This is a genomic window from Streptomyces sp. CBMA152, from assembly GCF_014596475.1.
GTDB lineage: Bacteria > Actinomycetota > Actinomycetes > Streptomycetales > Streptomycetaceae > Streptomyces.
In genome coordinates this window covers 1-10,440 of the sequence record NZ_MECJ01000003.1, presented here as the reverse complement: position 1 = coordinate 10,440, position 10,440 = coordinate 1, and the positions used below count along the sequence as shown (strand labels likewise).

The 10,440-nt window shown below is 71.3% G+C and carries 8 protein-coding genes and 1 pseudogene; 5 read left to right on the top strand and 4 right to left on the bottom strand.

The window, feature by feature from the left end; translation table 11 throughout:
- A partial coding sequence (locus tag BG418_RS04440; protein WP_188272352.1) for a helix-turn-helix transcriptional regulator occupies positions 1-508 on the top strand: 508 nt, incomplete at its 5' end.
- Between the two features lie 264 nt (positions 509-772).
- Here the strand turns inward: BG418_RS04440 and BG418_RS39575 are convergent.
- Together BG418_RS39575 and BG418_RS04435 are read right to left on the bottom strand one after the other, a co-directional pair.
- Positions 773-2,005: pseudogene (locus tag BG418_RS39575) on the bottom strand (ATP-binding cassette domain-containing protein); the annotation flags it as partial.
- A gap of 289 nt (positions 2,006-2,294) precedes the next feature.
- A complete protein-coding gene (locus BG418_RS04435) occupies positions 2,295-4,151 on the bottom strand; it encodes an ABC transporter ATP-binding protein (protein WP_188272351.1) in 1,857 nt (618 codons plus the stop codon).
- Between the two features lie 391 nt (positions 4,152-4,542).
- Between BG418_RS04435 and BG418_RS04430 the strand changes: the two genes are divergently transcribed.
- Entirely contained in the window at positions 4,543-5,595 is a 1,053-nt protein-coding gene (locus BG418_RS04430) for a radical SAM protein (RefSeq protein WP_188272350.1), read from the top strand.
- A 22-nt stretch (positions 5,596-5,617) separates the two neighbouring features.
- Here the strand turns inward: BG418_RS04430 and BG418_RS04425 are convergent, their stop codons facing one another.
- A complete protein-coding gene (locus tag BG418_RS04425) occupies positions 5,618-6,463 on the bottom strand; it encodes an NAD(P)H-binding protein (protein WP_188272349.1) in 846 nt (281 codons plus the stop codon).
- Between the two features lie 132 nt (positions 6,464-6,595).
- Here BG418_RS04425 and BG418_RS04420 point away from each other — a divergent pair, with 132 nt between their 5' ends.
- A complete protein-coding gene (locus BG418_RS04420; RefSeq protein WP_188272348.1) occupies positions 6,596-6,859 on the top strand; it encodes a hypothetical protein in 264 nt (87 codons plus the stop codon).
- 839 nt (positions 6,860-7,698) lie between these two features.
- A complete protein-coding gene (locus BG418_RS04415; RefSeq protein ID WP_223184358.1) occupies positions 7,699-8,187 on the top strand; it encodes a GNAT family N-acetyltransferase in 489 nt (162 codons plus the stop codon).
- Between the two features lie 268 nt (positions 8,188-8,455).
- Here the strand turns inward: BG418_RS04415 and BG418_RS04410 are convergent, their stop codons facing one another.
- The gene (locus BG418_RS04410; protein WP_188272346.1) at positions 8,456-9,109 is read right to left on the bottom strand and encodes a TetR/AcrR family transcriptional regulator; all 654 of its coding nucleotides are present in this window, start codon (positions 9,107-9,109) and stop codon (positions 8,456-8,458) included.
- 116 nt (positions 9,110-9,225) lie between these two features.
- Here BG418_RS04410 and BG418_RS04405 point away from each other — a divergent pair, with 116 nt between their 5' ends.
- The gene (locus tag BG418_RS04405; RefSeq protein ID WP_188272353.1) at positions 9,226-10,236 is read left to right on the top strand and encodes a hypothetical protein; all 1,011 of its coding nucleotides are present in this window, start codon (positions 9,226-9,228) and stop codon (positions 10,234-10,236) included.
- The last annotated feature ends 204 nt before the right edge of the window (positions 10,237-10,440 follow it).

Here is a 10,440-nt window from a genome sequence, read left to right as displayed (position 1 = left end):
CCTGGCCCGCGGCGCCGGTACGGAACTGCTCGACCACGCCGTACGCCTCGACGCGCTCGGCCTGAGCACGCAGGCGTGGCGGCTCGCGGAGCGCGCGGCCGCCACGCTCCAGCAGCAGGGCGGCAGCCGCCGGGGCGACGCCGTGGTGCTGGTGGGCCGGCTGCGCGAGCGGCTCGGGGTGGCTCCGCCGCCCGCCCAGCCGGTCGCGCTCACCAAGCGCGCGGCCGCCACGCTCCAGCAGCAGGGCGGCAGCCGCCGGGGCGACGCCGTGGTGCTGGTGGGCCGGCTGCGCGAGCGGCTCGGGGTGGCTCCGCCGCCCGCCCAGCCGGTCGCGCTCACCACCCGCGAGGTGGAGATCGCCTCACTGGCCGCCGGTGGCCTGTCCGACCGGGCGATCTCCCACCGGCTCGCGGTGTCCGTCCGTACCGTCGAGAGCCACCTCACCCGGATCTACCGCAAGCTCGGCGTGCACTCCCGCCGCGACCTGCCGCCCGTGCTGCGCGGCTGAGGCGGCGGGGGCCGAGGTGTACGCGGCGGCGTGGAGCGCGTACATGTCCGCGTAGCGGCCGCCACGCGCCAACAGGCCCGTGTGCGTGCCCTGTTCGACGATCCGGCCGTTGTCCAGGACGACGATCAGGTCCGCCTCGCGCACGGTGGTGAACCGGTGCGACACGATCACGGTGATCGTCGCCGGGCCGGACACGCCCGCCCGCAGATACGTGCCGAGCAACTCGGCCTCGCTGTCCGGGTCGAGGCTGGCGGCGGGCTCGTCGAGGAGGACGAGGGCGGGCCGGGTCCGCATCCGGGCGCGGGCCAGCGCCAGCTTCTGCCACTGTCCCGCCGACAGGTCCGTGCCGTCGGGGAAAGTCCGGCCGAGCTGGGTGTCAAGACCCCGGCTCAGCCCCGCCACCACGTCGGCGGCCCCCGCCGACTCCAGGGCGGCCCACACCGCCGCCTCGTCGCCCAGAGCCCCGACCTCACCGAGCCCGACCGTCTCCCGGGCGAGCAGCTCGAACCGGCAGAAGTCCTGGAAGCAGGCCGTGATCCGCGCCGACCACTCCTGCGCGGGGATCCCGGCCAGGTCCTCGCCGCCGAACGTGATCCGCCCGGCCGACACCGGTTGCAGCCCGGCGAGCAGCGCGATCAGCGTGGACTTGCCCGCCCCGTTGTCGCCGACCACGGCGACGGTGGTCCCGGCGGACAGGGTCAGGTCGACGGGCCCGAGCGCCGGTTCCGTACGGCCGGGATACGTGAACGAGACGCCTTCCAGGACGAGTTCGCCGCCGGACTCCCGTACGTGGTCCGGCCGCGCGGTGTCCTGCCGTGCCCCGCTCCCCCGCGCGTGGTCGACCAGCCGCAGATACAGCGCGACCGTGTCGAGCGAGCGGCGCAGCCAGCCGATCAGCCAGCCGAGGCCGGTGGTCGCCCCGACCAGCCGCGTGCTCAGCAGGAGGACCAGCACCGCCTGGCCCGCCGAACCGGTTCCGTCGACCACCGCTCGCGAGATCAGATAGAGCCCTGCGATGAGCGCCGCCGCGAACACCAGCCACCCCGCCGCGACCGCGACCGCGCCCCTGGCGCGGGCCGCCTCGCGCGGGCCGCTCGCCGCGAGGAAGGCGTCCCGGTGGCGCGCCGAGAGCTCACCGGCAAGCCGGTACAGCCGCACCTCGCGGGCCGGTGCCGGGTCGGTGGCCAGCGAGAACACGGCCCTGCGGCGGCGGTCGGCCTCGGCGCCCGCCCGCTCGGCCCCGGCGACGAGGCGTGCCTGCCAGCGGTTGGCCGCGGCCAGTGGCACGATCGTCAACGGCAGCAGCGCGAGCAGCGGATGCGCGCCCGCGAGCAGGACGAGGGCGCCCAGGAACCGCGCCACCAGGTTCGCGTTCTCCACCAGCGCGGCCAGCGCGGTGCCGAACTCCCCGCGCCGCTGGCGCACCACCTCGGCGCTGTCGAGGAACTCGGGGTCCTGGTAGTGCCCGATGTGCGGCGGAGCCGAGCACAGGTTCATCAGCCTGCGGTCGAATTCGAGGCCGACGCGGTGCTGGAGCACCAGCCGCAGATCGGTGGCGATCGCGGCGGCCTGATGCACGAAGACGGTGACCCCGAGCAGCAGCAGCCCACCGCGCACCGCCTCGGTGCGGTCGTGGCCGCTCGCGCCGTCGACCATCCACTGGAGGCCCACCGCCTGGAGCGCCGCCACCACATTGAGCAGCGGGGAAAGGGTCAGGACCACCAGGGCGCGCCGGGGATCGGCCCTGACAGCGGTCCCGATCAGGAGTCGGACAGCGGCGAGGCTCTTACGCACGGCTGCTTCCTTCCCGTACGCCCTGCTCGATGAAGGGCTGCGACTGCACGCGGAACATCCGTGCGTATCGGCCTCCGGCGGCCACCAGTTCGTCGTGCGTGCCGTACTCGCCGATCCGGCCCTCCTCGACGACGGCGATGCGGTCCGCGAGGCGTACGGTGGCGAACCGGTGCGAGACGAGGACGGTGGTCAGCCCGGCGGTGATGTCCAGGAAGCGGGCGTACAACTCGTGTTCCGCCTGGACGTCGAGGTGGGCGGTGGGTTCGTCGAGGACGAGCACCCGGGCGCCGTGCCGGACCGCGTACAGGGCCCGGCTCAGCGCCAACCGCTGCCACTGCCCGCCGGACAGTTCGGTGCCGTCGGTGTAGGCACCGCTGAGCAAGGTGTCCCAGCCGCCCGGCAGTTCGGCCTCCACTCCGAGGAAGCCGCCGAGCCGGGTGGCCTCGGTGAGCGCCTCGTCGTCGGCGTCCGCCTCGATCCGGCCGAAGCCGATGTTGTCGCGTACGGAGAACGGATAGCGGACGAAGTCCTGGAAGACCACGGCGAGTTGGCGGCGCCAGTTCTCGGGGTCGTGGGCGCGCAGGTCCTGGCCGTCGACGGTGATGCGGCCGCTGTCGGGCAGATAGAGCCCGGCGAGGAGTTTGGTGAGGGTGCTCTTGCCCGCGCCGTTGTCCCCGACGATCGCCAGCGAGGAGCCGGCCGGGAGGACCAGGTCGAGGCCGTCGAGGACCTGGCCGCGGCCGCCGGGATAGGCGAAGCAGACCTTCTCGAAGCGGATCTCCCGCCGCGGCAGCCCGGCCGAGCCGAGCCGTCCCGTCTCCCCGGCCGTCTCCAGTTCACCGACCGCCATCGCGGCCGGGACCGCGGCGCTCGCCGTGTGCAGCATCCACTGGAGGTCCCCGCTGAAGCCGAGCGCGAACAGGCCGAGCAACGCCTGGAGGGCGACGGTCAGTTGCTCCACGGACCGGTCGCCGTGGGTGGCCTGGTGGACCAGCGGGAGTACTACCGCGAGGTGCGCGGCGAGGAGCAGCAGGATCGCCAGGGCGTGGCGGTGCGGGCTGACCCTGGCCCGGCGCATCTGCACCATGCCGTCCCACCAGGCCGTGGTGAACCGCTCGACCAGCCAGGAGCGCAGGCCGAACAGGCGCACCTCCTTGGCGGCGGGCGCCGTGGTGGCGACTTCGCGCAGATAGGCGGCGCGGCGCAGCTGCGCGGTCTCGCCCGCGTGCGCGGAGACCGACCGCCCGATCTCCTTCTCCTGCCAGCGCCCGGTGACCACCCAGGCGGAGCCCAGGACGACCGGCATCCACCACTGCCCGGCCCAGCCGAGCAGCACGGCCGACACCAGTCCGGTCAGCCGCAGCGGTACGAGCCCGGCGAGCGCGGTGACCGCCTGCCCCGGGGGGTGCGCGCCAAGGCCGACGGCTCGGGCGCGCTCGATGCGGTCGGCCACCTCCGCGTCGTCCAAGTGGCCGATCCGGGCCGGACGCAGGGCGCCGTCGACCGTGGTCTGGGCCGTCGCGCCGTCGAGCGCGGTACCGAGGCGCCAGGCGAGCATCGTGCGGATCGGGTCGAGCACGACGTCGAGGAAGAGCACCACGCCCAGCAGCACGAGCCCGACGGTCACACCGTGCATCGACTTGGAGGCCTCCGTCAGCGCGGCCACCAGCCGCCCGGTGGCCAGCGGCAGCAGCGCACCGCCCGCGGCCTGCCCGACGACGAGCACGCCGAGCGCGAAGGTCAGCCCCTTGGCGATCCGCGGCAACTGCCGGACCAGGAGCAGGACATCACTGACGGCCCGCTCACCATTCTTCTCGCTCTCGTTGTTGCCCCTGCTGTCGACCTTCATGACCGGTTCACCCTCCGCCGGACGGGGTTCGCCGACCCTCCCGGCCGACGGGTGCGGTGGCCGCTCCGGAACGGAAGCGGCCACCGCCTTCGCGTTAGCGACCGGTACCGACGGTCGGGGGCGGATACATCATGAGGCTCACCTCCTCCGTGCTCTGGGTCACAGAAGAGGAAGCTAGCCGCTGGACCGGGGCGGGCAGATCCGTATTCCACTACGTAACTCGAAGCCACCGCTACGCAGTTGGGGACGCGCGGGTTGCGTACGTATCCCCCGTGCGTACGTACGCGCCCGCGCGCATTGCGTACTTCGCCACGGACGACAGGCAGGCCGGGCGTTCGTAGCGTGCGGATCCGGCGACGCGTGTCGCCCCCCGCGGCCTGGAGGTACGCCCATGGACACCGTCGAGAACCCCAACGCCATCATCTGGGACGTCACGTTCGCCTGCCCGCTGCGCTGCTACCACTGCTATACGGAGTCGGGGCGGCGCCCGGCGAAGAACCTCAGCCACGACGAGATGATGCGGGTCGCGGACGCGATCCTCTCGCTGAAGCCGCAGCAGATCACCCTGTGCGGAGGTGAGCCGCTGACCATCAAACGGATCGTGGACGTCGCCCGGCACTTCGCGGACGCCGGGCTGGTGGTCTTCGTCTACACCAGCGGCTGGGCGGTGCCGACGGCGACGGTCGAGGCACTGGCCGGGACGGTGTCCAAGATCGTGGTGAGCCTCGACGGAGCGACGGCCGCGACCCACGACCGGATACGGGGGCGCGCGCGTTCCTTCGAGCGGGCGACCGGCGCGCTGGCCCGGATCGACGCGGAGGTGGGGCGCAGGCTCGCGGCGGGGCTCCCGGCGCCGCGCTTCGGCATCGACTACGTAGTGATCCGCAGCAACTTCGACGAGCTGGACCGGATGTGCGCGGAGGTGGCACCACGCTTCCCGCATCTGGAGACCCTGTACTTCGGGGCGGTGGTGCCCACTGGGCTCGCCAGCCGCCCGTCCTTCGTCGAGCACGAGCTGCTGCGCGACGAGCAGGTGGCCGAGCTGATCGCGCCCGAGACCCGGCGCCGGCTCCAGGCGGCCGCACCCGCGTCGGTCGCCGTGGAGACCACCGAGAACTTCGAGGTCCAGATGAACCCGGACTTCCTCGCACGCACCCCGACCTTCCGCCCCATGGAGATCGAGCCGGACGGCGAGGTGCGCGCCATGCCGATCTACGAGGGCACGGTGGGCAGCCTGCTCACCGAGGACCCGCTCGTGCTGTGGCGGCGCTCCCTGGCGCGCTGGGACGACCCGTACGTGGTCGACTGCCTCAACGCCATACGCACGCGCGCCGACTGGGCCGAGGCGGTGCGCCGCATCGACCTGCGGTTCGGCTCGCCCGAGGTGCTTGAGCGCATCGGGGCCCGCCCGGTCCATGTGCCGGTGGCCGGCCGGCACGGGTGAGTGCGGTCGGCCACTTCCGTGGTCAGCGGAAGTCGTCGGCGTGGTCGTCCGCCCAGCTACGGAACGAGCGTGCGGGCTTCCCGGTGATCTCCTCCACCGTGCCGGTGACCAGGTCCGACCGCGACCGCTTCTCGGCGCTCGCCAGCAGGGCCTCCACCAGGGCGGGCGGTCGGCCGTCCGCGAGCATCCGCTCCCGGGCGACCTGCACGGGCACCTCCTCGAAACGCAGCGGGCGTCCGATCGCCTCGCCGATCGCCCGTACCTGCTCGGCCCTGCTCACGACCTCCGGGCCGGTCAGGACGTGCTTCACCGCCACCTGCCGGGGATCGGCCAGCACCCGTACCGCCACCGCCGCGACATCGCGCTCGTGGACCACGGCGGTGGGCGCGATGTCGGGGCCGCGCACCACACCGGTGTCCCGGATCTGCGCGGCCCAGCCGAGCGTGTTGGAGGCGATCGTGTTCGACCGCAGGACGGCCCACTCCAGCCCGGACCCCTCGATCAAGGCCTCCATGTCGGCGTGCAGTTGGTTGATGGGGTCGCTCTGCCGGTCGGCGTCCTCGCGTACGCCCGACGACGAGAGGTAGACGATCCGGTGCGCCTGCCGTCCGATCGCCTCCAGCACGGCGGGCGCGCCCTCGGTGCTGAGGAACGGCCAGATCAGGAACACCGTGTCGATCTCCGCCAACGCCGCCTCCAGCGACTCCGGCTGCGCCAGGTCCCCCGTCGCGACCTCGGCGCCGTTCAGTGCCCCGGCCGGTTGCGGCCGACGCGTCAACGCCCGTACGCCGATCCCCTCGGCCGCGAGCTGCGCGGCCACCTCACCGCCCACGTTGCCGGTCGCGCCGGTCACCAGAATCCTGTTCATGATCAGCTCAACGGGCCGGCGCCCGGGATATTCCGCGGACACCGCCCTGCCGGGCACGGGTGCTGGTCCCGGCGGTCGTCACCGAGGTCGCGATCGGCCGCAGGCTCTCAAGCCACGGCGGTGGTACCCCAGGTGACTGCCGTATCCACGCAGGCACGCCTTGCGGGGGTGTACGGCCCGTATGCCATCTACGAAAGGTGCTGGGTAGCTGGCAATAACGGGCAGCAGGCCGGGCAGTGGCAGTCGTTCTTCTGCCTGCAGAACGGCACTGGTCAGTGGTGGCTGCTCCACAAAGCCGGCCGCATGCGCGCCGTCGACCGCGAAACCGCCCGCCAGGCCCTCGCCGACGGCGTCGCACCTGCGGCTTCTGCCGCCCGGACACCGCCCTCGGCATGACCGGCTAAGCCCGTCCGTGTGACCTCGCCGGGCTGTCGCCCGGCACGCAGTACTGGCCCCATGACCGTCCCGTCCGAGCGCTCCTCCGTTCCCGATGCCGCCGCGGTGCTGCGCGACCAGTGCTCGCCCCCGGCAAGCAACACCGATGGCAGGGCTCGCGCGCGCCGGGCGGCTCCACCATCGCCATCAACTCGCCGAGCTGGTCACTCCTGCGCGAGCCTGACCGTCGTGACCTGGGGCTCTAGGACCGCTTTGCCTTTTCGTGTCCGCGTGGGGAGAGCGTCAGCGGATTGCTCCGCTGAGGTGGCACCGATCCTGGTGGGCCGGTGTCTTCCCATTTCATTGCATCCTGCCGTCCGGCCCGGGGCCAGCTGGTCTTCTGGGTGCTCGGCGGGCGTTTGAGGTCTCCCCTCTACCAGGGGCAACCGCTTGGTGCGCTGCGGCAACGGCGGTTGAGGCCGGCTTTCTGGCGTACGCGTTTGCCGGGGCGTTCGAGGGCGCCGCGGGCGGTGCGGGTCATGCCGGCGACGTTGAGGTCCTCGATGGCGATAGTGGCGAAGCGGGTGGTCAACTGCTTGGTGACGGTTCATCAGGCCCGCGAATGCGCCCTGCCAGTGGGCCGGGTCCACGCTGTGACCTGAGGCTATCGCGTGATCTTCTGTCTTCGCACACTGATGATCAGCGGTGGCCGCACCTGTCTGCGCACCGACCTCCGACAGTGCGACCGGGCACCTCGGTTGGACACCCCCGCTGATTCAGTTGGTCAGGGGCCGACCCGAAGGGATCATGGCGAGATGACAGATCGCCACTCTTCCGCATCGCCAACCGTGGTGCGGCTCATGGAGTATACGAAGACCGAGCAGATCGAAATCCTCGGCGACGGTGCCGATCCGTTCGGCGTCGCAGACGCCGGATTGACATGGCTGCCCAAGAAAGATCATTTCGGCATCAGGCACAAGGGCCGCCTCGTAGCCCACGCCGGTCTGTTGCAACTTCCCATATCGATCGACGGCGTCGGCACACAGGTGGTGGGCGTCGGCGGGGTGGCTGTCGCTCCTGATCTGCGGGGCCACGGACTGGCGCGGTCGGTCGTATCGGCAGCCCTGGACCACGCACGGACGATGGGGCCACAGCACGGGCTTCTTTTCTGTCGACCACCGCTCGTCCCGCTCTACCAGCAACTCGGCTGGCGAACCCTTGAGCGGGACGTCCACGTCGAACAACCCGAGGGGGCCGTGATCATGCCGCTGCGGACCATGTGGACGCCACTGCGCGACGGTGCGAACTGGCCCGCTGGAGAGGTCCGCCTGCTCTCGCTCCCCATGTGATCGATAGCTTCGGTGAGGGCCGTCCCCGGCCGACGGCCCTCACCGGGCGCGATGACCGAGCACTGGATCGGCCAACTCAGGAGCCCGCTGACCAGCCGAAGCCAGCGAGATCACGATCTACGACTGGAGTACCGATACTCCAGTCGTAGATCGCGACCTGACATGGCGTCATCTGCGCTGAATCGACTGACGAGGATGATGACGACCGGGTGCATCGGCACGTTCCGGATCTACTGTTTGCCCAGCGGATGCCCCAGTTGGGGCGACTTCACGGCTGGGTGCGTCGCTCGGCGGCGTCGAACGCGGGTGCGAGCGGGGCCAGTGCTGCGCGGAGTTGGTCGGGCAGTGAGCCGGAGGGCACGACCAGTCCTCCGGCACCGAAACTCCCGGCGGCCTCTGCGCCCCCGGCCGGCTGGAGCCAGCCTTCCAATGCGATGCGAACCGCCGCGGCCACGCTCGCCGCGAGAACGCGGGCTGTGTGCGCTCCGGCGTCACCTAGGCGTTCGGCGATCACCGCCGTAAGAGGGGGCTCGATGTCGGCGGTGGTATCGAGGAACGCGTCGCGCAGCGCGGTCCGGGTGGTGATCAGCAGCAGTGCCTTGTGTTCGCGCTCACCGGTGTTGGTGAACTGCTCGACCACTGCTTCGGTGACGGCGTCAGCCAGGCGCACGCTGGCGGGCCGGGATGCGACCGCCGCCGCGATCCGCGCCTCCCGGTCCGCGGTAACAGCGGAGACGATCGCCTGCTCGCGGCTTGCGAAGTAGTTGTTGTAGGTGCGCGGCGAGACCCCGGCCGCCTCGGCGATGTCCTCGACCCGCACCTGGTCCGGTCCGCGCTCCACGGCCAGGCGCAGGGCCGCCTCGCGTAGCGCCTCGCGTGTGGCCTGCTTCTTTCGCTTCCGCAGCCCTGGTGGTGTCGTCACGGTGTCAGCGTTCCACACAGGACTGCGTGCACGCAAACTTGCGTGCACGCACTTTTCTTGTCAGCCTCGACCCGACCAGGACCGACGGAGAGGACGTCACCATGCGAGCAAGAGGAATGACCTACGACACCGGATTCGTCGTGCACGGCCAGACATCCCGCGAGCAGTTCGATCCCGCGGTGGTCCGGCGCGAACTCGCCATCATCCGCGAGGACCTGCACTGCAACGCGATCCAGATCATCGGCGGTGACCCGGAGCGGCTGGAGCTGGCCGCCGGTGCCGCTGCCGAGCTCGGCCTGGAGGTCTGGTTCTCGCCCTATCCGCTGGAGCTGTATCCGGAGCAGATCCTCACGCTTTTCCGCGACTGCGCCGAGCGAGCGGAACGGCTCCGGCAGCAGGGGGCCGCAGTCGTGTTCGTCGCAGGGGTCGAACTGAGCGTGATGAACCGCGGGTTCCTGCCCGGGGAGAGTCCCGAGGAGCGGGTCGCGCAGCTGATGAGCCGACCCGAGCGGCGGGCCGAAGCAATGTGCGAGCTCGGTGTCCGCATCAACACCTTCCTCCGCGACGCTGCGGCCACGGTCCGCGAGCACTTCCAGGGCAAGCTCACCTACGCGTCCATCCAGTTCGAGCAGGTCGACTGGACTCCCTTCGACATTGTGACGTTCGAGCTGATCCGCTCCGCCGAGGTCGCCGACCGGTTCCGGGACGCGGTGCGCACCCTGGCCCAAGACCCGAAGCCGCTCGCCATCACCGGGTTCGGCACCGCGGCCTACCGCGGCGCGGGAGACCGCGGTGGGCGGGTGCTGGAAGTGGTCGAGTACGACCCGGAGACCAAGGCTCCTGTACGGCTGAACGGCGTATACGAGCGGGACGAGGCCGGCCAGGCCGCCTATCTGAGCGAACTGCTGGAGATCTTCGAGACCGAGGGCGTGGACAGTGCGTTCGTGTTCTTGTTCGCCTTGCCTGGCTACCCGCACCGCCCGGACGGCGACCCCAGGGACGACTTGGACAGGGCCGGTCTGGGCATCGTCAAACTCCTCGAAGGGCGGCGAGGGCAGACCTACCCCGACATGGAATGGGAACCCAAGGCCGCCTTCACGGCCGTGGCGCAGCGGTATCTAAGGTGACAGGCCCCGCGCAGTATTCCGGCACGATGGGCCGGGTGGAAAACGTGATCGTCGCGGTGTACACGACGTACGCGACCAAGCGGGGCCACGCCCGGGGTAGCCACTGTCTGAGGAACACCAAGGCAATCTCACCGAGAACGAAACATGCCCAGCCCAGCAGGCCTACCCCCCCCCCCCCCCCCCCCCCCCCCCCCCCCCCCCCCC